Source organism: Pseudovibrio flavus (genome assembly GCF_009711345.1).
GTDB lineage: Bacteria > Pseudomonadota > Alphaproteobacteria > Rhizobiales > Stappiaceae > Pseudovibrio > Pseudovibrio flavus.
Window position 1 is genome coordinate 400,534 of record NZ_SMMA01000066.1, and the last position, 24,548, is coordinate 425,081.

Annotated in this window: 20 protein-coding genes; 13 read left to right on the forward strand and 7 right to left on the reverse strand. The window is 53.2% G+C overall.

Translation table 11 applies throughout. From position 1 onward, the window contains the following. Positions 1-3: 3 nt before the first annotated feature. The 3 genes from fliR (at position 4) to cckA (ending at position 4,549) form a co-directional block, all read left to right on the forward strand. A complete protein-coding gene (gene fliR / locus E1162_RS18760) occupies positions 4-777 on the forward strand; it encodes a flagellar biosynthetic protein FliR (protein ID WP_155134726.1) in 774 nt (257 codons plus the stop codon). A 9-nt stretch (positions 778-786) separates the two neighbouring features. Then, positions 787-1,863 carry a flagellar biosynthesis protein FlhB gene (flhB, locus tag E1162_RS18765; RefSeq protein ID WP_155134729.1) on the forward strand — a complete coding sequence of 359 codons (1,077 nt, stop codon included), beginning with the start codon at positions 787-789 and terminating at the stop codon, positions 1,861-1,863. Between the two features lie 121 nt (positions 1,864-1,984). Beyond that, a complete protein-coding gene (cckA, locus tag E1162_RS18770; RefSeq protein WP_155134732.1) occupies positions 1,985-4,549 on the forward strand; it encodes a cell cycle histidine kinase CckA in 2,565 nt (854 codons plus the stop codon). An 82-nt stretch (positions 4,550-4,631) separates the two neighbouring features. On the opposite strand, the gene E1162_RS18775 is transcribed toward cckA, so the two are convergent. The 3 genes from E1162_RS18775 to E1162_RS18785 all read right to left on the reverse strand — a co-directional run bounded on the left by E1162_RS18775 (position 4,632) and on the right by E1162_RS18785 (position 7,199). After that, positions 4,632-5,111 (reverse strand): hypothetical protein, encoded by a 480-nt coding sequence (locus tag E1162_RS18775; protein ID WP_257099117.1) that lies wholly within the window; start codon positions 5,109-5,111, stop codon positions 4,632-4,634. 213 nt (positions 5,112-5,324) lie between these two features. After that, positions 5,325-6,227 carry a pseudouridine-5'-phosphate glycosidase gene (locus E1162_RS18780; protein WP_155134735.1) on the reverse strand — a complete coding sequence of 301 codons (903 nt, stop codon included), beginning with the start codon at positions 6,225-6,227 and terminating at the stop codon, positions 5,325-5,327. 12 nt (positions 6,228-6,239) lie between these two features. Continuing rightward, complete coding sequence (locus E1162_RS18785) at positions 6,240-7,199, reverse strand: PfkB family carbohydrate kinase (protein ID WP_155134738.1); 960 nt, start codon at positions 7,197-7,199, stop codon at positions 6,240-6,242. A gap of 315 nt (positions 7,200-7,514) precedes the next feature. Between E1162_RS18785 and recA the strand changes: the two genes are divergently transcribed. The 3 genes from recA (at position 7,515) to E1162_RS18800 (ending at position 12,950) form a co-directional block, all read left to right on the forward strand. Further along, positions 7,515-8,579, forward strand: coding sequence for a recombinase RecA (recA, locus tag E1162_RS18790; protein ID WP_155134741.1), 1,065 nt, complete (start codon positions 7,515-7,517; stop codon positions 8,577-8,579). A gap of 309 nt (positions 8,580-8,888) precedes the next feature. Further along, positions 8,889-11,549 carry an alanine--tRNA ligase gene (gene alaS / locus E1162_RS18795; protein WP_155134744.1) on the forward strand — a complete coding sequence of 887 codons (2,661 nt, stop codon included), beginning with the start codon at positions 8,889-8,891 and terminating at the stop codon, positions 11,547-11,549. A gap of 78 nt (positions 11,550-11,627) precedes the next feature. Next, on the forward strand, positions 11,628-12,950 hold the full coding sequence (locus E1162_RS18800; RefSeq protein ID WP_155134747.1) for a cyclic nucleotide-gated ion channel: 1,323 nt from the start codon (positions 11,628-11,630) through the stop codon (positions 12,948-12,950). Between the two features lie 51 nt (positions 12,951-13,001). Here E1162_RS18800 and E1162_RS18805 read toward each other — a convergent pair whose 3' ends face one another. Beyond that, entirely contained in the window at positions 13,002-14,219 is a 1,218-nt protein-coding gene (locus tag E1162_RS18805; protein WP_155134752.1) for an NADP-dependent isocitrate dehydrogenase, read from the reverse strand. A 474-nt stretch (positions 14,220-14,693) separates the two neighbouring features. Beyond that, on the reverse strand, positions 14,694-15,278 hold the full coding sequence (locus E1162_RS18810; protein ID WP_155134754.1) for an HdeD family acid-resistance protein: 585 nt from the start codon (positions 15,276-15,278) through the stop codon (positions 14,694-14,696). 232 nt (positions 15,279-15,510) lie between these two features. On the opposite strand from E1162_RS18810, the gene E1162_RS18815 reads away from it, so the two are divergent. The 7 genes from E1162_RS18815 (at position 15,511) to E1162_RS18845 (ending at position 22,553) form a co-directional block, all read left to right on the forward strand. Further along, positions 15,511-16,284 carry an RNA methyltransferase gene (locus tag E1162_RS18815; RefSeq protein ID WP_155134757.1) on the forward strand — a complete coding sequence of 258 codons (774 nt, stop codon included), beginning with the start codon at positions 15,511-15,513 and terminating at the stop codon, positions 16,282-16,284. A 7-nt stretch (positions 16,285-16,291) separates the two neighbouring features. Next, positions 16,292-17,083 (forward strand): glutamate racemase, encoded by a 792-nt coding sequence (murI, locus tag E1162_RS18820; protein WP_155134760.1) that lies wholly within the window; start codon positions 16,292-16,294, stop codon positions 17,081-17,083. A gap of 191 nt (positions 17,084-17,274) precedes the next feature. After that, positions 17,275-18,723 (forward strand): alanine/glycine:cation symporter family protein, encoded by a 1,449-nt coding sequence (locus E1162_RS18825; protein ID WP_371312030.1) that lies wholly within the window; start codon positions 17,275-17,277, stop codon positions 18,721-18,723. A 149-nt stretch (positions 18,724-18,872) separates the two neighbouring features. After that, complete coding sequence (locus tag E1162_RS18830; protein ID WP_155134763.1) at positions 18,873-19,646, forward strand: FkbM family methyltransferase; 774 nt, start codon at positions 18,873-18,875, stop codon at positions 19,644-19,646. A 266-nt stretch (positions 19,647-19,912) separates the two neighbouring features. After that, the gene (gene rpsD / locus E1162_RS18835; RefSeq protein WP_155134766.1) at positions 19,913-20,530 is read left to right on the forward strand and encodes a 30S ribosomal protein S4; all 618 of its coding nucleotides are present in this window, start codon (positions 19,913-19,915) and stop codon (positions 20,528-20,530) included. Between the two features lie 207 nt (positions 20,531-20,737). Then, a complete protein-coding gene (gene ttcA, locus E1162_RS18840) occupies positions 20,738-21,703 on the forward strand; it encodes a tRNA 2-thiocytidine(32) synthetase TtcA (protein WP_155134768.1) in 966 nt (321 codons plus the stop codon). A gap of 199 nt (positions 21,704-21,902) precedes the next feature. After that, entirely contained in the window at positions 21,903-22,553 is a 651-nt protein-coding gene (locus E1162_RS18845; RefSeq protein WP_257099118.1) for a pentapeptide repeat-containing protein, read from the forward strand. Between the two features lie 14 nt (positions 22,554-22,567). On the opposite strand, the gene E1162_RS18850 is transcribed toward E1162_RS18845, so the two are convergent. Together E1162_RS18850 and E1162_RS18855 are read right to left on the reverse strand one after the other, a co-directional pair. Next, a complete protein-coding gene (locus tag E1162_RS18850) occupies positions 22,568-22,783 on the reverse strand; it encodes a hypothetical protein (protein ID WP_155134774.1) in 216 nt (71 codons plus the stop codon). Between the two features lie 158 nt (positions 22,784-22,941). Further along, the gene (locus tag E1162_RS18855; protein WP_155134776.1) at positions 22,942-24,423 is read right to left on the reverse strand and encodes an inorganic phosphate transporter; all 1,482 of its coding nucleotides are present in this window, start codon (positions 24,421-24,423) and stop codon (positions 22,942-22,944) included. Positions 24,424-24,548 lie beyond the last annotated feature (125 nt).

Sequence of the window (24,548 nt, forward strand, 5' to 3'; positions counted from 1 at the left end):
GAAATGGAGTTCGACCTAAGCCCGCTTACCAACATAACTGTCGTCTTTCTGCTCATTTTTGCGCGGATAGGTACCATGCTTATGCTGATGCCGGGGCTTGGGGAGCGGGCTATTCCAGCGCGTATGCGGTTGTCTATGGCGCTGATGCTCGCCTACATTCTACTGCCAATCGCACGCCCCTATTACCCTTCAGAGGTCGCCTCTGATTTCAGCCTCCTGATTACGTATCTGTCGATTGAGCTGATTATCGGCTTTTTCATTGGCCTGATAACGCGCCTCATCACCTATACGCTCAATACCGTTGGAACAGTTATCGCCAACCAGTCTGGCCTTGCCTTCGCTATGGGCGGAGATATGACCAACTCCGGTCAGCAGGGTGCTATGCTTTCCAACTTTCTTGCATTGCTTGGGGCAACGCTAATCTTCGCCAACAACCTGCATTACCTGGTTATTGCGGCTATGCATGACAGCTTCACGCTGTTTCCGCCCGGTGGAACAATACCGGTGGCAGATGCCAGCCAGTTGGCCGTTCAAGTGGTTAGCGAAAGTTTCTCGATCGCCCTGCGTATGAGTGCGCCGTTTATTCTCTTCGGGCTTGTTTTCTATTTCGGCCTTGGCTTGCTCAACAAGCTTATGCCGCAGCTTCAAATCTTCTTCGTTGCCATGCCACTCAACATCATGATGGGCTTGGTGCTACTCGTTCTTTTGCTCTCGACGCTGATGGGTTGGTATTTGACCAAGTTTCAAGAGCTTTTTGCGCCCTTTCTGGTGGGATAGGAGACGCAAATGGCTGATGATACCGACGACAGCGAGAAGACCGAGGACCCCTCCCAACGAAAGCTGGATGAAGCGCTTTCCAAAGGGGATATACCCCGATCACAAGAAGTCAGTGCATGGTTTGCACTTGTTGGCACGGCGCTTGTGGTGGCCTTTTTCGCAGCGCCCGTTGCCATTTCGCTTTCCGGTTTGCTGAAGGGCTTTTTTATTCATGCTGGCACGCTAAGCGTTGACGGCGTTGATTTTCTGGAGTTGTGGCGGGAAACCGCGCCGCAGATTTTTAAAATTCTGGCAGCCCCATTTCTTACTCTGCTGCTTCTTGCAGCCGTTGGTTCGCTTATTCAAAGCAAACCGATTTTCACAGCTGAAAAGCTGATACCAAAACTGAGCAAGATCTCCCCTTTGGCTGGTCTTAAGCGCCTCTTTTCCAAAGAAAGCTTGATGAACTTTCTAAAGGGGCTGGTGAAGATCGTCATTGTTGCTGTGTTGATGTTTTTCGTGCTGTGGCCGGAAAGAGACCGCCTCGACACGATGGTGCTGCGCCCGGGAACGTCGCTTCTTCCGGAAGTTCAGGAGCTGTCACTGTTGCTCATTGGCGCTATTTTGGCGTTGATGACGGTTGTTGCAGCGGCAGATTATGCATGGCAGCGGTACCAGTGGTTCACCAAGCTAAAGATGACACAGCGGGAAGTGAAGGACGAGCACAAGCAGGCGGAAGGTGATCCGCAGATCAAGGCTCGTATACGCCAGCTTCGCCAGCAAAGAGCACGTACCCGTATGATGGCGCAGGTTCCTGAGGCGACTGTGGTTGTTACCAACCCGACGCACTATGCTGTGGCGTTGAAGTATGAAGAGGGCATGGGCGCGCCACTTTGTGTTGCCAAGGGCTTGGATGCGGTCGCTTTGCGCATTCGTGAAGTCGCCAAGGACTCCGAGGTGCCGGTGGTCGAAAACCCGCCGCTTGCACGCGCCTTGCATGCCGCGATCGAGGTCGGAGATATGGTGCCGGAAGAACACTTTGCAGCCGTTGCTAAGGTGATTGGTTACGTTATCAATCTCAAGTCGCGCCGCAGTTGGCGTTCGTAACTCCTCTTGGTATTGGGGCCTTAAGGGAAGCTAATGGTTGCAACCTGCTGTAAGCTGTGTGAAATCAACAGTAAGCGCGATTCTATACTCTCCGAATCCGGGGTTATTGGGGAGACTTTTTATGAGTAAGACAGAAGCACGTTCCCCTGAACCGGTGGTGGACCGGGTCGAAAAGGGTGGCAATATCGGCGTGCTCATGCTGCTTGCCCTTGGTCTTGTTGCGGTAATTGCCGCCTTTGCCATGATGTCTAAGGAGCAGTCAGAGCCCTATATTCTGGGGCTACTTGGTATTCTTGCCGTTGTGGGCGTATTCAGCTTGTTCGCATGGGCTATCGGCTTGCTGCGTTTTTCCTCCCGAGGGGCGGGTAACCCTCTGGCAGAGGCGTTTCTGGACTCCCTGGAAGAAGGCGCAATCCTTACCGATGGAAGCGGGCGCATCATCTACGCCAACAAAGCCTATGCTGATCTGACAGATGCTCTTGGACCGGAACAAGTGCGTGCTGTTGAACGGGTGTTTTCTGCTGACCCCAATGCGGCAGACGCCATTTTCCGTCTTTCTCATGCTGTTCGTGAAGGCCGCCGTGCGCAGGAAGAAATTCGCCTGACCAAACCGCTGGGCGGCGAGTTGCATAGCGGGCCCCGCTGGTACCGCATTAGCGTTCGCCCGCTGCGCCAGCATGGCGCCGCGATCGACCACCGTGCTTTGACGGTTTGGCAGGTAGCCGATATTTCGCGAGACCGCAAAGAGCAGGAAAACTCATTCCAAGAGCTTCAACGCGTTATCAATTTTCTCGACCATGCGCCATCTGGCTTTATGTCTTGCGATGACAATGGTCGTCTCGTCTACCTCAACGCGACGCTTGCTGATTGGCTGGGTTATGATCTCACCCAGTTCGTCTCTGGCGGCCTGACGCTTTCCGATGTTGTGCGCGGCGATGGCGCGGCTTTGATCCTCTCCATGCAGGGTGCGGAGGGGCAGGTAAGAACCGAGACCTTCGATATTGATCTTGTTACCCGCAACGGTACTGGACTTCCGGTTCGTCTCATCCACCGCGTTCCGTTTGGGGCGGAAGGGCAGGCGGGTGAAAGCCGTACGCTTGTGCTTAACCGCTCACCGGGTGAAGAGGCTGCTGAGGCGCTGCGTGCGGCGGAAGTTCGTTTCTCCCGCTTCTTCAACAATACGCCAGTTGCTATTGCCAGTGTTAACAGTGTTGGCCGCATTAACCGCACGAACGCGCCGTTTGTTCGCCTGTTTGGTACGAATGACACGGCGCTACGCGATACGACGCTTGCAGAGTTTGTAGAGGAAGCGGGCCGTGGCGAATTGCTGGCTGCGCTTTCTGATGCCGCGCAAGGGCAAAGCCAGATAGCTCCGGTTGATGTGGTTCTCGCTGGCAGTAATCAGGAACGCTCTGCAACCTTCTACGTGTCTGCCGTTCAAGACGTGCAGGATGACGATGAAGCAGCTGTTGTTTACGTGCTTGAAACCACGCAGCAGCGCGCGCTTGAAGCCCAGTTTGCGCAGAGCCAGAAAATGCAGGCGATTGGCCAGCTTGCAGGCGGTGTTGCGCACGACTTCAACAACGTGCTGACAGCTATTATCGGCTTCTCCGATCTGCTGCTTGCAAGCCATCGGCCAACTGATCCGGCTTTCCAAGACATCATGAATATCAAGCAGAATGCAAACCGTGCTGCTGGTCTTGTTCGTCAGTTGCTTGCGTTCTCCCGCCGTCAGACACTAAGACCAAAAGAACTGGCTCTTTCGGACGTGCTGGCCGACCTCAGTATCCTTCTTGATCGTCTTCTTGGTGAGAAGATTGATCTTAAAGTGGTTCATGGGCGCGATCTGTGGCCGGTAATGGCAGACGTGAACCAGCTTGAGCAGGTGATCGTTAACCTTGCTGTTAACGCCCGCGACGCGATGTCTGGCGGAGGCGAAGTGAGCATCCGCACTCTCAACGTGGACCGTGCTGCTTCCGCTACCTACGAGAACACGCGCGGAATGCCGGATGGCGAATATGTGCTGATTGAAGTGGCCGATACCGGTCATGGTATGCCGCCTGAGGTGATGGATAAGATCTTCGAACCGTTCTTCTCTACTAAGGATGTGGGTAAAGGCACCGGCCTTGGGCTTTCGACCGTCTATGGCATCGTTAAGCAGACCGGCGGCTTTGTGTTCTGTAGCAGTCAGGTAAACAAGGGCACTGTGTTACGTATCTTCCTGCCGCGCCATATTCCTGAAGAGGTGGCGCCGGTCGTTGAAGAGAAACAGGAAACTACTGCTATTGCTGATCTCACCGGTTCCGCCACCATTTTGCTGGTGGAAGATGAAGAAGCGGTGCGTGCCTTCGCTGCCCGCGCGCTCTCTTCTCGCGGCTATGAAGTGCATGAAGCCGGGTCTGGTACGGAAGCGCTGGATGTAATGACCGAGCTGGATGGCGCGGTTGATCTGGTCGTTTCTGACGTTGTGATGCCAGAGATGGACGGCCCATCCTTGCTCATAGAGCTGCGCAAAGTCCGCCCGGATCTGAAGATCATCTTCGTTTCAGGCTATGCCGAGGATGCATTCGAGAAGAACTTGCCAGAGGGCGAAAAATTCTCCTTCCTGCCAAAGCCGTTCTCGTTGAAGCAGCTTGCGACAACAGTGAAGGATGTGCTGGAGAAAGGCCAAAACGGGCCGCAGTAGCCGGATCACAGAATCTATTTCAGACAAAAGAAAAGGGGCCGCGCAATGCAGCCCCTTTTTTATTTCGTACGATCCTGCTCGCTTATGCGCAGCCGGATGTGGATTCTGCGTTGCTCTTCAAACCCTGAAGGCTCTGCATGGTGTTTGCGTCACCCGGTAACTGGAAGGACTGTTCCGCAGGGGTGCGCGAGTTGTTGATCAGCGCAAGGTCCTGCACGACGCGTGTGTTGCAGCGATCACCGGAGAAGCGAACGCGAACACGGATCACGCGTTCACCAACGGAGGATTCGCCAAACTCTTGATCCAGCACAGGGTTGGCCTTGCGCATGGCGTTTTCGATGATGACCATGTTCGGATCATCCTGAATAACGAAAGAGCCGCGACTTGCTGCGCTGCTAACGAGGGTCTGTCGTACCTGTTCAGGAGAAGCCTTGATGGCGATTTGTTGGGAGCCCGGCTCAGCACGCAGGATCGGCTGTCCCGGTCTAGAAGAAGGGCTACATGCTGCGACAGATGCGCCAATCAACGCCAAGAGACCCAATTTTCCAAGTGTATGCATCATTCGTCCCCTAGTGGGCTCGTATGCCCACCAACTTCTCGTAGAAATCAAATTGCCAGACTTCTTGGTTCGGCGGTTGCTTGCCGACTCCGGCAGAAGTCCAGTTTGCGGCACTCTAACAGAGGTGTCGGTGGATTTAAATGACACCCCTGAAAGCGTGGTAGGAACTCTCGTAGAAAACCGGAGTAAACGCGACTTTCTTTCAAGAGCGTGCTGTTAAGAGCACAGTGCCTTTGCAATTCCCGCAGCCAAAATGGCATTGTTTTTTACCAATGCGATATTTGTTTTCAGGCTTCGCCCCTCGGTTGCTTCGAAGATGTGTCCGAGGATGAACGGCGTAACGTCTTTGGCTAGAACGCCTTGTTCTTCTGCGGCTTCGAGAGCTTTTTCGATGAACACACCGATCTCATGTGCAGGGATTTCGTCATCCTGCGGCACTGGGTTAGCAACCAAAACGCCGCCATGATCACCAAACTCCTCGCGGGTTTGAATGATATTCGCGATGTCTTCTTCTGTGTCCATGCGATATGGCACTTTGTGTGTGCTGGTGCGGGACCAGAACGCAGGAAGCGTGTCACAGTTGTAGCCGATGACTGGAACGCCGCGTGTTTCAAGTACTTCCAGCGTTTTTGGCAGGTCGAGCAGCGCTTTGGCGCCTGCTGCGACAACGCAAACCGGTGTGCGAGACAGCTCATCAAGGTCTGCGGAGATATCGAAGCTATCCTCCGCGCCGCGGTGAACACCACCGATGCCGCCAGTTGCAAAGACTTTAATGCCAGCTTTATGAGCCGCCATCATGGTTGCTGCAACGGTTGTTGAACCATTGCGGCCCATCGCCATGGCGATGGTGAGATCAGCACGGGAACATTTCATTGTGCTGTCCGCTGTTGCCAAACGTTCCAGCTGCTCGTCATTCAGGCCAATGTGAAGGGTACCGGACAAAACAGCGATTGTTGCTGGCGTAGCGCCGCAGGTGCGGATCAACGCCTCTACTTCACGGGCCGTCTCCACGTTTTGTGGGTACGGCATACCATGGGTGATAATGGTCGATTCAAGCGCGACAACAGGCTTACCGTTATCAAGGGCTGCTTTCACCTCATCAGAGAGCTCAAGTCTCATGGTTTTCTCTTCTTATGCTGTCGTTGTTGTTTGGCTTTGTTCGTAAAAGGCTTTGATCTGAGATGCCTTTTGAGCAATAGCGTTGGAATTGAGTGCAGGGGGAGCGGCTCCTTCTTGCTCCACCGTAATGGCAGATGCGGCCAGCCCCATAATTGCGCTTGCCTTGATGTCGGAGCCCTTGCTTACACTTTTTAGGAAACCAGCGATAAAGGCGTCTCCCGCTCCGGTTACGTCTTTCAACTGCGCCGGCGGAACGGGCAAGGAGATGATGCCTTCCGGCCCTGCGATGGTAAGGGGGCTTGGGCCATCCGTAATAACAACCGATCCATTTGAGCGGATTTGAAGGCTTTGGGCGAGGGCCTCTGTCGGTTCATTTTGGCTCAAGCCAGTAAGTGTCTCGGCTTCACTTCGGTTCGTGAAAAGGAGGTCTAGTTGATCAAGGATTGGAAGAAGTCGGGGAGCTTTGGCAATAGAAACGGTGTCTGCAGCCAGTAATCGCTCGCCCTTTTGCGCTGCCAGTCGCAGCAACTGTTCCTCCGCCAAATTGGTCTCACATACCCAAATACCAGCATCTAGAAGCTGGTGAGGAAGAGGGTGATCTAGCGGAAGCGCGTGATCGGTTATCTCGCTGCTCGCAATTGCTGCATATAGAGAGCCGTCAACATCATGTAGTGCAAGGTATGAGCCCGTTTGAAAACGGCTAGACCGTGCAATTGCGCTGGTATCAACGCCAGCACTTTGAAGAAGATCACAGACCCATGTTCCGTCGGAATCGTTCCCTACTGAGCCAATCAACAAAGGGGCGCAGTCGAGACGAGCAAGCGCCTGCGCTATGTTGGCAGCGACACCTCCGGCCTTTTGGAAAATCTCCCCGGGGGTGGAAGTGTCCGGCTTAACCGGTCTTGATGCATGAGCTAGGCGATCGACATGGATAGCGCCGACCACTGCAATCTTTCCGAGTTTTCGGATCATCAGAGGTTCCTGACTGTTGACCGTATTTTCCTAGCAGTTCAATCTGGGAACCGCAATAATCTGAATGGCGAAAACACGTAGCCAAAATAACTCTCTTTAGCCTCTAGAAACATAGCTGGTTTCCTGTTTAGAATCATTTTCATTAGACCCACCTGTGCGGCAATAAAACTTACACACATGGAACATTTATAGAACGTATTGAAAATATTGCTTTTTTAGTAACGGTTTATGAGTGGTTGCGATTGTGGAACAAAGTAGGTACAAAAGGCGAGCTTTGAAACTCTCGGTCCGTCATGGAATAAGGAACGGGTACGCATGTCACAAACTTCACTCCGCCTTGTCGAGGGCAATAAGATGGACAAAACAAAAGCGCTCGATGCAGCGTTGTCACAAATTGAAAGAGCCTTTGGTAAAGGCTCCATTATGCGCATGGGCCAAGGGCAGGCCGTAGAGATCCAGGCCGTATCCACTGGGTCTCTCAGCCTTGATATCGCTCTGGGTATCGGCGGTTTGCCGCGCTCGCGCATTGTAGAGATTTATGGTCCGGAATCTTCCGGTAAAACCACGCTTGCTCTACACACCATTGCTGAAGCTCAAAAGGTTGGTGGTATCTGCGCTTTTATCGATGCGGAACATGCGCTGGACCCTGTTTATGCACGCAAGCTTGGCGTTAACATTGATGATCTTCTGATCTCTCAGCCGGATGCCGGCGAGCAGGCTCTTGAGATTGCCGATACTCTGGTGCGTTCCGGTGCGATTGACGTTCTCGTTGTTGACTCTGTTGCTGCACTGACACCGAAAGCCGAATTGGAAGGTGAGATGGGCGACAGCTTGCCGGGTCTGCAAGCTCGTTTGATGAGCCAGGCGCTGCGTAAGCTGACAGCTTCTATTTCTAAATCCAACACCATGGTAATCTTCATCAACCAGATCCGTATGAAGATCGGTGTGATGTTCGGTTCTCCTGAAACAACAACCGGTGGTAACGCACTGAAGTTCTATGCTTCCGTACGTTTGGATATCCGCCGCATTGGTGCGATCAAAGACCGTGACGAGATCGTTGGTAACCAGACTCGCGTAAAGGTGGTCAAGAACAAGCTTGCTCCTCCGTTCAAGCAGGTCGAGTTCGACATCATTTACGGTGAAGGTGTTTCCAAAACCGGTGAGCTTCTGGATCTGGGTGTTAAGGGCGGTATCGTCGATAAATCCGGCGCATGGTTCTCCTACAACAGCCAGCGTTTGGGGCAGGGCCGTGAGAACTCCAAGGTCTTCTTGAAAGAAAACCCAGAGGTGGCTGCTGAGATCGAGCTTGCCATTCGTCAGAATGCGGGTCTTATCGCCGAGGCGATTTCTGATCCTGATAAAGACGGCTCGGAAGAGTAAAAAGTTACCCTTAAGGTTATTGAAGCCGGGACGTATCGTTCCGGCTTCTTTTTTAGGCGCAACACGCGGGTTCCTGCGGTTGCGTGACGAGGTTATGTGAAAGAATCTGTTAATTGATGGATTTTGTCAGGCGAATGTGGAAAGCGCGCTCTGTGTCTCACCGGTATTTCATGGACAGAAACGTTCATCGCAGATAAAACGCATTCAAATTCGATTTTTGGCTTGATACAGCCTGTAAGTTTACTGTGACGGGGTTGCGAGAAGGGACGTAGCCTCTGTCTTCAAATAAAGAGACGGACATCTGAACCAATGAGTGGTGTGAACGAAATCCGGTCGACCTTCCTCGACTACTTCAAAAAAAATGGGCACGAGGTTGTTCAATCCAGCCCGCTGGTTCCCCGTAACGACCCAACCTTGATGTTCACCAACGCAGGTATGGTGCCGTTCAAGAACGTCTTCACAGGTCTTGAAAAGCGTGATTACGTGCGCGCAACTTCTTCCCAGAAGTGTGTACGCGCCGGTGGTAAGCATAACGACCTTGATAACGTCGGCTATACCGCTCGTCACCACACCTTCTTTGAAATGCTGGGTAACTTCTCCTTCGGCGATTACTTCAAAGAAACCGCGATTGAGCATGCATGGACGCTGGTAACCCGCGAATTCGGTCTGCCTAAGGACAAGCTCCTTGTGACCGTTTACGCTGAGGATGATGAAGCGTTCGATCTTTGGAAGAAGATCGGTGGTCTTTCGGAAAGCAAGATCATCCGCATTCCGACCTCTGACAACTTCTGGTCTATGGGCGATACCGGCCCTTGTGGTCCATGCTCCGAGATTTTCTATGATCACGGCGAGCATGTTTGGGGTGGCCCTCCAGGTTCTCCTGAAGAAGACGGCGACCGTTTCATTGAGATCTGGAACCTCGTATTCATGCAGTACGAGCAACTGGTCGATAAGCGTATCGATCTGCCGCGTCCTTCCATCGATACCGGTATGGGTCTGGAGCGTTTTGCTGCGATCATGCAGGGCGTTCATAATAACTATGAAATCGACCTGTTCCGCGCGTTGATCAGCTCTTCCGAGAACCTCACTGGTGTAGAAGCTGCTGGCAATACTCTTGCAAGCCACCGCGTAATTGCAGACCACCTCCGTTCTATGGCGTTCCTCATTGCCGATGGTGTACTGCCTTCTAACGAAGGCCGTGGTTACGTTCTGCGCCGCATCATGCGCCGCGCAATGCGTCATGCAAACCTTCTGGGTGCTCGCGATCCGCTTATCTTCAAGATGATCCCAACCCTCGTTCGCGAAATGGGTCAGGCATACCCTGAACTGGTTCGCGCCGAGCCGCTCATCTCTGAAACTATTCAGTTGGAAGAGAAGCGTTTTATCAAAACGCTTGAGCGTGGCCTTGGCCTGCTGGATGATGCAACGAGTACATTTAACGCTGGTGACCGCCTTGATGGTGAAACCGCGTTTAAACTCTATGACACCTATGGCTTCCCGCTTGATCTGACACAGGATGCTCTGCGCAACCGTGACATCACCGTTGATACCGATGGCTTTGCAAAGGCTATGGAACGTCAGCGTGCTGAAGCGCGTGCTGCTTGGGCAGGCTCTGGTGAAGCGGCAACCGATGCTGTTTGGTTCACCTTGAAGGATGAGCTGGGTGCAACCGAGTTCCTCGGCTATGAAACCGAGCAGGCTGAAGGCGTAGTAACCGGTCTTTTGAAAGATGGTGAAGTCGTTGAGACGCTTGCAGAAGGCGACAAGGGCATCGTCATCACCAACCAGACACCGTTCTACGGCGAGTCCGGTGGTCAGGTCGGTGACACCGGCTCTATGGTTGGCGAAGGCGTTGAACTGCGCGTTGTTGATACTCAGAAAAAGGCTGATGGCCTCTTCGTTCACTCCGTAGAAGTCGTGAAGGGTGACGTTACCAAGGGTATCGCGCTTGAGATGGCTGTAAACGGTGCACGCCGTCAGGCAATCCGTTCCAACCACTCCGCAACCCATCTTGTGCATGAAGCACTTCGTGAAGTTTTGGGTTCGCACGTTGCTCAGAAGGGGTCTCTCGTTACCCCTGAGCGTCTGCGCTTTGACTTTTCTCATCCTAAACCGATGAGCCATGATGAAGTTGCAGTGGTCGAACGCCTTGCAAACGAAATGGTTCTGCAGAACTCCAAGGTTGAGACCCGCTTGATGGCTGTTGATGAAGCTATCGAGTCTGGTGCTATGGCGCTGTTTGGCGAAAAGTACGGCGATGAAGTTCGCGTTGTATCCATGGGCACAGCGGTTGAGGGCTCTAAAGCTGGCAAAACCTACTCTGTAGAGCTTTGCGGTGGTACCCACGTTTCCAGCACTGGTGAAATCGGTCTTGTGACCCTCGTTTCTGAAGGTGCGGTTGCTGCTGGCGTTCGCCGTATCGAAGCGCTCACCGGTAGTGAAGCACGCAAGTACCTTAGCGAGCAGGATGCACGCGTTCGTGAACTGGCTGGCCTGTTGAAGGTTGGCGCAGGTGACGTAACATCCCGCGTTGCGGCTCTCATGGATGAGCGTCGTAAGCTGGAGCGTGAACTGACAGAAGCCAAGAAGAAACTGGCAATGGGCGGTGGTTCCAGCGCTGGTGACACTGGCGTTCGTGATGCTGGTAAATTCAAGCTGATGGCTCGCGTTGTTGAAGGCATCAACCCGAAGGACCTGAAAGGCATTGCTGATGAAGGCAAAACCTCTCTGGGTAGCGGCGTGGTTGTTCTCATCAGCACTGCTGAAGACGGGAAAGCTGCAATCGTTGTTGGTGTAACGAAGGACTTGACCGAGACTGTGTCTGCGGTTGATCTGGTTCGCATCGGTTCTGAAGCTCTTGGTGGTCGCGGTGGCGGCGGCCGTCCGGACATGGCGCAAGCTGGTGGTCCAGATGGAAGCAAGGCAGATGACGCTGTAAAAGCGATTGAAGATCATCTGGCAGCCATTTAAGGAACTTTAGAGGCCAATTGGTTATAAGCGAAGGGAGGCTTAGCGGCCTCCCTTTTTGCGTAGGGAAACAACTGTCTAATGGCGCAGGCACTAAAAGAAACCGTCTACAATATTCTGGAGAAGAGCAGCTCCGGCAATGTTTATGCGCAGTGGACGAACAGGGTGCTCGTTACCCTTATTGTGCTCACCGTAGGTGCGGCGGTTCTGGAAACGGAGCCGGATATCGGTCCGGGATGGCAAAAGCTGATCCTGTTTTTAGATGTTGCCGCCGGTGCAATCTTCCTTATCGAGTACATCCTTCGGCTTTGGGTCGCCAACATCTATCCTCCGTTTCGCCGTTACGGAGTGATCAAATCTCGGTTGATGTATGCCATTCAGCCTATGGCGATCATCGACCTCATCTCTGTGATGCCATTCATTCTGGCCCTGTTTTTTGGGGAGGGATCATGGAAGGCGTTCTTGATTTTGCGCCTGTTGCGTTTCTTCAAGATTGCTCGATATTCGCCCGCTATGAAGTCGCTGGTTACAGCCATTAGCGTTGAGCGGCGAGCTATACTTGCCAGTATTGTGATTATTTTGGGCGCTATTTTGATGGCTGCAACGGGCATGTACTTCGTTGAGCGCCATGTGCAACCTGAGAAGCTGGGCACCATTCCTGATGCTATGTGGTGGGCGTTTGTGACCCTGACAACTGTGGGCTACGGCGATGTTGTGCCCGTTACAGCAGCGGGTAAGGTTCTGGCCAGCGTTGTTATGCTCACCGGTTACTGCCTGTTTGCGTTGCCCGTTGGTATCGTCGGAACGGCCTTTGTACGCGAGATTAATAGCCGTGACTTCGTGGTGACTTGGGGCATGGTTGCGACGGTTCCCGCTTTTGAAAATCTAGCGGCTCGGGAAATTGCCGAGCTTGCAGACCTTTTAAGGGCGCGGTCAGTCGGCGATGGCTTCATAATCACAGAACCTGACGATCCGGCGGATGAGCTTTACTTCGTCGCATCTGGCGAGGTACTGGTGGAGGAAGATGGCGAGGAGACGTCCATTGGTGTTGGCGATTACTTCGGTCAGCTTGCCTTACACGGGATCTCAGAGGAAGGCGTGCGGGCAACCGCGATCGGCGAAGTTCAATTGATGGTGCTGGAAATGGATGATCTGCGCCGCTTTATGGATATGAAGCCAAATGTTGCCAAGCATATTTTTGCAAAAGCTCGCAAGGATCCAGCCTACCGCAAGCGCGTTGTCATTCATGACAAGGTGTACGGGGCCGGCACAGAGAAAGCCTCAAAGGCCCGTGCCGCCAGCGCTACCGAGAAACCAAAAAAGGTACCACCACGGCGGACAGTGCGACCACCCAAATCTGAGGGAAGTGGGAACGCGCCGGACGGTGATGATGGAGGTGAATAATAAAAAAGCCGCCCGATTGGGCGGCTTTCTTTTTGAATGTCTCAAGAAGGATTAGGCTGCAGCCATTGCCTTTTGAAGGTTCTCGTCAACCTTGTCGAGGAAGCCAGTTGTGGTGAGCCACTTCTGGTCTGGACCTACGAGCAGAGCCAAGTCTTTGGTCATGTAACCGCTTTCAACGGTTTCAATGCACACGCGCTCGAGAGTATCAGCGAACTTCTTAAGGTCGGCGTTGTCATCGAGCTTAGCGCGGTGAGCCAGACCACGGGTCCATGCAAAGATAGATGCGATGGAGTTTGTGGAGGTCTCTTCACCCTTCTGGTGCTGGCGGTAGTGACGGGTCACTGTGCCGTGTGCTGCTTCTGCTTCAACGGTCTTTCCATCTGGGGTCATCAGAACGGAAGTCATCAGGCCGAGGGAGCCGAAGCCCTGTGCAACGGTGTCGGACTGTACGTCGCCGTCGTAGTTCTTACATGCCCAAACGTAGCCACCGGACCACTTCATGGAAGCTGCAACCATGTCATCGATCAGGCGGTGCTCGTACCAGATCTTTTCTGCTTCGAACTTCTCTTTGAACTCGGCCTCATAGATTTCCTGGAAGAGATCTTTGAAGCGGCCGTCGTATGCCTTCAAGATGGTGTTCTTGGTGGAGAGGTAGCAAGGTACCTTACGGCCAAGAGCGTAGTTCATGGATGCGCGGGCAAAGTCACGGATGGAGTCATCCAGGTTGTACATTGCCATTGCAACGCCGGAGGAAGGCGCGTCAAACACTTCGTGTTCGATCTCGGTGCCATCTTCGCCAACGAACTTAACGGTCAGCTTGCCTTTGCCAGGGAATTTGAAGTCAGTCGCGCGGTACTGATCACCAAATGCGTGACGGCCAACGATGATAGGCTGGGTCCAACCCGGTACCAGACGTGGGACGTTCTGCATGATGATCGGCTCACGGAAGATAACGCCGCCGAGGATGTTGCGGATGGTGCCGTTTGGCGAGCGGTACATGCGCTTCAAGCCAAACTCTTCAACGCGTGCTTCATCTGGAGTGATGGTTGCACATTTAACGCCTACGCCGTGTTCTTTGATCGCGTTTGCAGCGTCAACGGTGATCTGGTCGTCAGTCGCATCGCGGGATTCAATGCCAAGGTCGTAGTACTTCAGGTCGATGTCCAGATATGGATGGATCAGCTTGTCTTTGATGTACTGCCAGATGATGCGGGTCATCTCATCGCCGTCGAGCTCGACGACTGGATTGGCTACTTTGATCTTTGCCATGTTACGGACCTCTTGTGTAAAGACGAAAAGGGTCCGGCAGTGCCGGAATTCGAAAAGTTGTATACACGTGTGCGCAATAAAGCGCCAGTGGGAATTTGGTCGATGAACATCTCGTTCTATACCAGATCATGCGTAGGCGGAAAAGTTGGTATGCGCGATTTTCGGTAGGACGAAGTCTTTGCAACTACTTATTTTTTTGGGCTTACTGCGCGTTCGTTTTCCGCATCCAGCATCAGTAGTTTAAGCAGTGGAGCACGAAATACTCAGGTTATTCGTGAGAAAACCCCACGTAACCAGTGGTTGGTGCTGCCTGTTTCCATCAAAGGTATGGGCGGGGCAAGGCAAAGGCCTCTCAATGCTCTTAAAATGCAGAGGTAAAAAGAAAAAAGCGCCGGAGACTATCCGGCGCAAGAATCAAAGTGGGTTTGCTGCCTATCCATTTACTGTGAATAGGTCCGAGCTCCAGCCCAGCAATCAGGCGTGACTGTGGTTGGCCATGCGCCGTGCGGCAATCGCGATGGCGATATAGCTCCAGCCGTTGAACATAATTGAGATGCCAGCGACGAGGCCAAGTGCCCAAGCTGCGGACATTGGGAACTCGAAGAAGATACATAGACCGGCAATCATAGAAACGATACCGGAGAGCAAAATCCAGCCCCAGCCGTCATGAGGGCGCAGCTTGAAGGCGAAAATTGCCTGTGAAACACCTTGAGCTACGAAGGCAGCGGACATGACGAGTGTAAGGGCTGCTGTGCCAAATACCGGATTGTAATAGATGGCGATGCCGCCGATGACTGCGATCAAGCCGGTGATCAACTCCCAAAGGAAGCCACCCCAGCCCTTAACCGAAAAGGCGTGCCAGATCTGCAAGGCACCGACAAGGATGAGGGCAAAGGCAATAACCAGCGCTACCGCAATAGAAGAAGCGACGGGCATTGCGATGACGATAATACCGCCAATTACCAAGATAATTCCGAGGGCGAGAAATCGGCCCCAGTGCTTTTTGACCATTTCGGTCATTTGAGCGGCTACTTCACTTATGCTTGGATTCTCTGACATTGCTTTTTCCTCGCGTTATGCGGCGTTGTTTTTATTTATCAGAATACGGTCAGAGTACCGGCGTTTAAAACCCTCCTGATACTGCCCGTAGGCTCAGGCTAGTCACAAATACTCCAAACGAATCAAAGGCCCCTTGGCTTGGTGAATATGCTAGGCCGAGTTCGTGGCGAGATTGGGTATCTCCTTTCATGGATACTGGAATTCTTTGCGCTATTGCGATAAGGGGAGCGTCATGTCTGAGAATGAAGCACCCAGTGAAAACCTAGTCCCTCCTGCTGTTATTCTTTGTGAGCCGCAGTTGGGCGAAAACATCGGCATGGTTGCCCGTGCTATGGCCAACTTCGGCTTGAAGGATCTGCGTTTGGTGAACCCTCGCGACGGATGGCCGAGTGAGCGCGCCCGTTCGGCGGCGAGCCGTGCTGATCATGTTATCGATGCAGCGCGTGTGTTCGATACTGTCGAAGAAGCCTTGGCGGATTTGCAGCTTGTTTTTGCAACGACTGCCCGTATTCGCGATATGCCTAAGCCTGTTGTTGGGCCGGATGAGGCAGCCAGCGAGACGGTAGCCCGCGGAATGCAGGGAGTGAACACCGGTTACATGTTTGGCCGTGAGCGCTGGGGCCTCAATAACGATGAGGTTGCGCTGGCAAATAAGATCGTGACATTGCCGGTAGACCCGACCTATGCATCGCTGAACATTGCGCAGGCTGTTTTGGTATGTGCCTATGAGTGGCGCCGTGTTGCTACTGCTGGCCGTTTGCCGTTCACGCTTGATGATTACGGTGCAGAGCCTGCCAAAAAAGAAGACGTGGTTCGTTTCTTCGAGCATCTTGAAGAGGCATTGGACAAGCGCGGTTTCTTCCGTCCGGTAGAAAAGCGCCCGACAACGATCCGCCGTGTTCGCAATATCTTCCAGAAAGCAAGCCTGACCGAAAACGAAGTGCGCACCTTGCGCGGTATTATCGCCAGCTTCGATAAGTACGGTATCAAGGAAGACAAGGAGTAGTCGCAATATGGCGACGAACATGCAAGGGGCAGCCACAGGTACAGACGGGCCGATCCTTGTTTTTGATAGTGGTGTCGGGGGGCTTACAGTTGCGCGGGAAATCCGCCGCCTGCTTCCCGCTATCAGTCTGACCTATTTGGCCGACGATGCCGGTTTTTCCTACGGTGACTGGGAAGAGGCGGCTCTCATCGATCACATTAGCGCACTGGTTGGCGACTTTGTTGCAAAGGTCCAACCTCGCGCTGTTGTTGTGGCCTGCAACACTGCTTCCACTCTTGTATTGCCGCGCCTGCGGGCAGAACTCACAATTCCTGTTGTGGGAACGGTACCTGCTATTAAACCTGCCGCCGAACAGACGGAAAGCGGGCAAATTAGCGTGCTTGCTACACCGGGTACCGTAAGGCGAGAATATACTCGTAGTCTAATTAGTCAGTTCGCCAGTGAGATTTCTGTAAATCTGGTCGGTTCACGCCATCTTTCTGCCATAGCCGAAGACAAACTTGCCGGTCGTCCGGTTGATTTGTTACGCCTTAAAGGAGAGGTCGAAGCGTGTTTCGTGTCGCAAAACGATAAAAAAACCGACACGGTTGTACTCGCGTGTACACATTATCCACTGTTACTCGAAGAATTGGAGCAGGTTTCGCCGTGGCCAGTTCGCTGGATTGACCCCGCTCCAGCCATTGCGCGGCGCGTTTGTAGTGTCTTGATATCTCACCAGCAGGAAGGTGAGCGGAAAGTGAACATTCACTTTACGACTGGTCGATCTGTAGACCCTAATGAATTCAATAGGTTCCTCTAGCGTAGTTTCCGCTGGGGGGCTTTGAGGTATATCTCAGTCTGCCCAACCTTATTCTTCGGTTCACTATTTGCCGCCTCTTGCCTTTCATTGATATTTCTTTGAGGGCACTATGATAGGTCAATGTTGTTGTGCTATAGGCAGCCCAAATACTGTGGCGAAAAAAAGAATAATAATAAGGAAGGGCAGGCGTGATAGACACCGTGGTCGATACCCTCATCACCGTCTTTTATAACTACATTCTATTTGTCGGTCTTCTTGGCGTTGGGCTTTATTTCTCCTTTCGTCTTGGCTTCCCTCAGATCCGTTACTTTAGCGAGTGCATTCGGGTTCTGAAGAATTCAGGCAAGGAAGACAGCAGCGGCATTAGCCCCTTTCAGGCATTGTGTACTTCGCTTGCTTCGCGCGTTGGCACTGGCAACATTGCCGGTGTGGCAGTGGCGCTGAACTTGGGTGGTCCGGGTGCGATTTTCTGGATGTGGGTTGTAGCGTTTCTCGGTATGGCTACCGCGTATGCGGAAAGTGCGTTGGCACAGCTTTACAAGGTGCGCGACGATGAAGGTACGTTCCGTGGTGGTCCGGCGCAGTATATGTCCAGCGGGCTGAACATGCCTGTTCTGGGTCATATCTTTGCTATTACTCTTATCTTCTGCTTTGGTCTTGTTTTCTGCGCTGTGCAGTCCAACTCTATTGCCGATGCTTTGGACAGCGCTTTCGGTATCCCTGATATGGTGACCGGCGTTGGCCTTGTAATCGGCACAGCTCTCGTAATTTTCGGCGGTATCCGCACCATCGCTCACTTTGCCGAGCGCGTTGTGCCTCTTATGGCCGGTGCTTACATCCTTATCGCTTTCATCGTGATCTTTATGAACATCACTGATGTTCCGGGTGTTCTGTGGAGCATCGTTGGCCATGCATTCGGTTTCGAGCAGGCAGCTGGTGGTGTTACCGGCGGCGTTATGGCTGCGATGATAAACGGTATCCGTCGTGGTCTGTTCTCCAACGAAGCTGGTATGGGCTCTGCGCCAAACATCGCAGCTTCCGCTGTTCCAGATCCGCATCACCCATCCAGTCAGGGTTTTGTGCAGGCGCTTGGTGTGTTCATCGATACCATCGTTATCTGTACCGCTACAGCGCTGCTTATCCTGCTTTCCGATGTTTATGTTCCGGGCGGAAGCCTTACCGGCACCGCGCTGACACAGGCTGCGGCTGGTGAGCACATCGGCTTTGCCGGAACCTATTTCGTGGCGATTGCGATCTTCTTCTTCGCGTTCACAACCATCGTTGCAAACTACTCCTACGCTGAAAACGCGATGATCTTCCTTGATCATGGTTGGAAGCCGGGCATTGCTATCTTGCGTTTTGCGGCGCTTGGTATGGTGTTCTGGGGAACCAAGCAGTCAGTCACCACCGTGTTTAACGCGGCGGATGCGGCAATGGGCTTTATGGCGACGATCAACCTGTTTGCGCTGATCTTGCTGGCACCTAAGGTGATCTATCTCACGAAGGATTATCTGGGCTATCTGCAGGCAGGTCAGACACCGCAGTTCGATATCTCCCTGCATCCTGAATTGGCTCAGGGCGTTGATCCAACCATTTGGGTGGAAGAAACGCCGGATACAGCGCAGCAGCCTGCGCAGTAAGTGCCTTTTTCTAGCTGATGAGTGTTTGGGGTCGCCTTCGGGCGGCCCCTTTGCGTTTGCTCCTGCGGATTTTAGCAGGCAGATTTGGAGGGCTTACGGGAAGGGCGAGCTGAGGCATTTTCTGCGGTAACCGAACAGGAAAGGCCGCAATGCTTTCACCCACCTTTATCAGCCGTTTAACCCGCTCCGCCGGAAAGAAAAACATCGACACAACTGCTCTGGAGGAGCTTGGCGGGTGGTTGTTCGACACCTTCAAGCGGGGCGTGTTCCGTGTCGGTTCGCTTAGTTTCGAGGTGCCTCAGGAAGGTACGAGCAGGCGCTTTCGAGCACGGTTTTTATTCGGGAACCATGAATGGAACGAGCGCTCCTTGGTCGATAAGTACCTTGGAAGCGATGCTCGTGTGCTAGAGCTTGGGGGCGGTTTGGGTGTTGTGTCCTGCTATGTGAACCGGCGGTTAGAGCAGTCATCCGCACACGTTGTTATGGAGGCTGATCCGAGATCTTTTGCAGCGCTCAAACGCAATCGCGCTAGAAACAACGCGTCCTTTTTTGCAGTAGAGGGGGCGGCATCTTCAAGGCTTGAGTACTCAATCTTTCTTGCTGATAACATCTGCGGTAGCTCCTCCTTGAAGGGGCGGCAAGGGCAGCGTTCGCAGGTCAGGTGCTATAGTATCGCTGAGCTGGAGCAACTGGCTTCGACCCGTTTCGATACCCTGATTATCGACATTGAAGGGGCGGAGCTGGCGTTTGTTGAAGAGCATGCTGATTGGCTCCCCAACCTCAAGCAGGTGTTTATCGAGCTGCATCCGGCAAGAATCGGAGAAGAGGGCTGTAATAGGGTGCGCACGCTGCTTGCAAAAAGCGGTCTTGAGCTTGTTGAGCAGGTCTACGAGGTGGAGTTATGGCAGCGCCAAGTCTCTTAGTTGTTGCACGATCCCTCTTACGGGCCTGAAACTGCCGCTTTTTGCCGTCTCTGGCGCGTTCAGTAATTGACTCGCGGGCGAGTTACGACTAGTACTGCGCCGGTTAAGGCGGTTCTTTGCGGGGCCGCTTTGATTTTACGCACCCGAGTAGTCCGGCAGGCGCTGTTTGTCAGGACTTCTGTCAGCCTTAGGAAGTTTTCTTCCGAAGGGAAAAGGAGGGCGCGTTTCCTTGTTAATATTTGAAGAGCAACGCAAAGGAAACTGCGATGTCTAAGCGCCAGAGCGCCAAGTACAAACTAGACCGCCGTATGGGCGAAAACATTTGGGGTCGCCCAAAGTCCCCTGCTAACCGTCGTGAATATGGCCCAGGCCAGCACGGTCAGCGCCGCAAAGGCAAGCTTTCTGACTTTGGTGTGCAGCTGCGCGCTAAGCAGAAGCTGAAAGGCTACTACGGCAGCATCTCCGAAAAACAGTTCCACAAGGTTTACCTTGAAGCTACCCGCATGAAGGGTGACTCCTCTGAAAACCTCATCGGTCTGTTGGAGTCCCGTCTCGACGCGATCGTATACCGCGCGAAATTTGTACCAACTGTTTTTGCTGCTCGTCAGTTCATCAACCACGGCCACGTGAACGTGAACGGCCGCCGCGTTAACATCGGTTCTTACGTATGTAAGCCAGGCGATGTTATCGAAGTGCGTGAAAAGTCCAAGCAGCTGGCAATCGTTCTGGAAGCTGTTCAGTCCGCTGAACGCGACGTACCGGATTACATCGACGTAGACGCTAACAAGCTGACTGCGACTTTCTCCCGCGTACCAAGCTTCTCTGACGTACCTTACCCAGTACAGATGGAACCAAACCTGGTTGTGGAATTCTATTCCCGCTAATGTTTGGAAAGCACTTGTGCTTTTTGGGATTGGCCGCCTTTTCAAAGGCGGCCTTTTTCCGTTCTGCCTTCGGGCAACCTTGAGTTTTTGCGGTGGTACAGGCACATTGCGCCACCGAACCAGTTTATCTGGCCCCATTGTTAATCTGGCCCGACGCAAAAGTCGGGCAGGGCACAACGCAGCCCTAATATACGCCGAGCAGACCCGATGACCGATGTATCCCCGACACAGATCAATAGTGACGAACCACAAAAGGTGGTTGATCCTGATTGTCCTCCGCTGTTCAGGGAGACACCCGGCTCGGTAGAGTTTAAAAAGCTGCGAAAGCGCTTGCTGCGTGAAACCCGTCAGGCGATTGAAGATTACGGTATGGTGGCGCCAGACGCAGAGCAGACCAAGCCGAAGTGGCTCGTGTGCCTTTCCGGCGGCAAAGACAGCTACACCCTGCTGGCAGTTCTGATGGACCTCAAGTGGCGCGGCCTTCTGCCGGTTGACCTTGTGGCCTGTAACCTTGACCAGTCGCAGCCGGGCTTCCCAAGCCATATCCTGCCTGAGTTTTTCGAGCGCTACGACATTCCGCATGTGATCGTGCGCGAAGACACATACTCCATCGTTACAGACAAGATCCCTGAGAACCGTACCTACTGTTCTTTGTGCTCTCGCCTGCGCCGCGGCATCCTTTACCGTGTAGCCCGTGAAAACGGCTGCGAGGCAATTGTTCTTGGCCATCACCGCGATGATGCGCTTGAAACCTTCATGATGAACATGTTCCACGGTGGCCGTATGGCATCCATGCCGCCGAAGTTGGTGAACGATGAAGGTGATCTGATGGTTCTGCGCCCGCTGATGTACTCATGCGAAGCAGACATCGAGAAGTATGCCAAGGGCATGGAATTCCCGATCATTCCTTGTAACCTGTGTGGTTCTCAGGATGGTTTGCAGCGCGTGCAGATCAAGAAGATGTTGCAGCAGTGGGAAAAGGAAACACCGGGCCGTCTTGGTATTATGGCGCGTGCTCTTTCTCACGTACGTCCATCTCACCTACATGACCCGAAGGTTTTCGATTTCGCGGGCCTGCGTCCGGGAGAAGGCGCTTCCAAGCAGCGCGGCGAACCGGAAGAGCCATGTGGCGCATCTTTGGCTTTGAGCAACAAGCTTTTCGATATCCAGTAGGGTAATTGGCATAAATAGCCATTATCCTTTAAGGGCTTAAGGCAGTCCTCTGTTCAAAACGGAGGGCTGCTTTTTTGTTGCGCTTGGAAGTCCTCTTCCGCTGCGGCATGTTCATTCAATGATCCGTAGAAAGGTTGATTCGCATCACAGGTGTGTTTCAATCGGGCTTCAGCGTGGGCTGTCGCTCGCATGCATTCTCATGTCGTTAGCCGCCTGCGGAAACTTCAATCCCAGTGTGCTTGATTGGCTACCAAGCTCCTCCGTAAGCAACTCGCTGCCTTATGGTGAAATAGCTGGTCGTAATTTGAATGCTGCTGTTTGGGCGGGTAGGGATTTTCGCGGTCAGACCTTCGAGAATATCAGCTTCCTCAAAGCTGATTTGAGTGGAACGAACTTCAACGGCGCTTACATATCCAACGTGGATTTTACACTTGCTGACCTCAGTCGAGCGAGCTTTAGAGGCGCCACGCTTCGCAATGTGACCTTCTACGGGGCAAGGCTCAGGGGCGTGGACTTTACCGACGCGGGGCTGGAAGTTGTTATGCTGGATGCCGCCGATGTTCGAGGAACCTGCTTCCAGAGAGCATCACTGGAGGATGTCTACTTTGAGGGCGCTCGTTTGAGCGGCGGCGTCTATCCAGAACAGACTGCGCCGATCATCTGGCCTCGTTCGTTCTATGCGTTATTGGAGCAGGGGCATTGTCCGGGCGGTGTGGGGCCTTCACAGGCGCTTTACGCCCAAGGAGACCCTGAGCTGTCAGTATCGCCTAATGGAGGCCCTCAGAGCCGTTTCAGGGGTACTTGGCGCTTACGGGGTGATGATACGCCAAGAGAGCAATCAGAGAACTGAGGGGCGCTTTGAGGCTAGTTTATCGCTGTTGGCTGCAAGATGGCTTTCGTGTCCACCGGCCCGCCATAGGCGCGGCATACATCAGCATCACTAAGCAGCTTGTTTGCGGTAAATACAGAGAGGGTTTTGCACTCTACGCGGCGCAGGTTTTCTTTGCTGCCAGCGGTAAAGGTATAAATGCCGGATGAGCCGAGCATTGCTGCGAGTGTCAGTGCTGCCAGTGTTTTCATTGTTGCCCCCGAATAGCCATCAAAAACGAAAAAACAGGCCTAATGCCTGTCATAATTGCCTTATTAGCGGGGGTGGTCTGTATCGATGCTGAAAACGCTGTTCATATTGCGTTCAGGTTGGGAGGCGCGGGCCTCCCAACCTGACTTAACACGCTGGATTAGAACGTAAAGCTCAGAACCCAGTAAACGGTTGCTGACAGTGCAGCCGCTGCAGGCACGGTGATTACCCATGCTGCAAGGATAGAGGTGAAGTGAGAGCGGCGCACGAGAGCGATTTTCTGAGCTTCACGACCATCAATGAGGTACTTGTCTTTGCCGGTGTCCTTACGAACGTAGCGAACACGGGTTTTAGAGCGCTTGATGAACCATTCACGGAAGAAGCCAACGCCGAAGATCGCACCAACTGCAATGTGGGTGGAGCTTACAGGCAGACCCAGACCGGATGCCACGATAACGGTGATCGCTGCAGAAAGTGCCACACAGTAAGCGCGCATCGGGTTCAGCTTGGTGATCTTTTCGCCAACAATGCGGATCAGCTTTGGACCGAACAGCAGGAGACCGAATGAGATACCGAACGCGCCGATGAGCATAACCCACATAGGAATGCTAACGGAGCTAACAACACTGCCGAACTGTGCAGTGTGAACGATAGCGGAAAGCGGACCAATTGCGTTTGCTACGTCGTTTGCGCCGTGTGCGAAGGAAAGCAGGGCTGCGGAGAAGATAAGCGGCGCACGGAACAGTTTCTTCAGGGAAGAGTTCTTGTTCTTCATGCCGGTTGCCTGACGGCGGATGTATGGAATTGCCATAATCCATGTCACAACGAAGAAGCCTACACCAATAAGGCTTGCGGTGAGCATGGAAACCTTAACCAGCTTGGAAAGACCTTTCAGAGAAAGGTAGGCGGCAAATGCGCCAGCCATAACCGCGATGAGTACAGGTACCCAAGTCTTCGCAGCCTCAATCTTGTCGTCTCGGTAGATGACCAAATATTTGATGAACGCGAGGAACAGCGCCGCGATAACACCGCCAAGAACCGGAGAAATAACCCAGCTTGCTGCAATCGCGTACATGGTTGGCCAGTTAACCGCTACAAAACCTGCTGCTGCGATTGCCGAGCCCATAACACCGCCAACAACGGCGTGAGTAGTGGAAACCGGCGCACCCAGAACGGTTGCAAGGTTAACCCAAAGAGCGGCGGAGATGAGCGCTGCCATCATTACGCGGATAAATACCGCGCTCTGGGAGATCGCTTCAGGGTCTACAACGCCTTTGGAGATGGTGCTGACAACGTCACCACCTGCGATAAGTGCACCAGCACTTTCAAAAACGGAAGCAATGATAAGCGCACCGACGATGGACAGCGCACGAGAACCCACAGCAGGGCCTACGTTGTTTGCTACGTCGTTTGCGCCGATGTTCAGTGCAAGATAGGCACCAAAACCTGCGGCAGCGATAATTACACCACCAGTGTGGTCGCCTGTCACATAGAAGCTGGCAATAGCCATAGCTGTGAGCAGGAACACAATGGATAGTGCCGGTGCCAGAAGCCGTCTTGCCTGACGTGAGGTTTGCAACTCTAGTCCGGAGAGCCTTTCCAGATCCTTGTCCAAGCTCTGTTTACGGGTGACCTTATTCATTCTGGTATGCCAGCCATTTGTCAGTGGAGTTTTGTCAGTTTAGTGCAGCGTTGCCTGCTGGAACGAAAAACGAAAGGCGCGTTTATTCGCTGCGTGGGCCGAAGCGAGGCGAGGTCTCGAAGAGT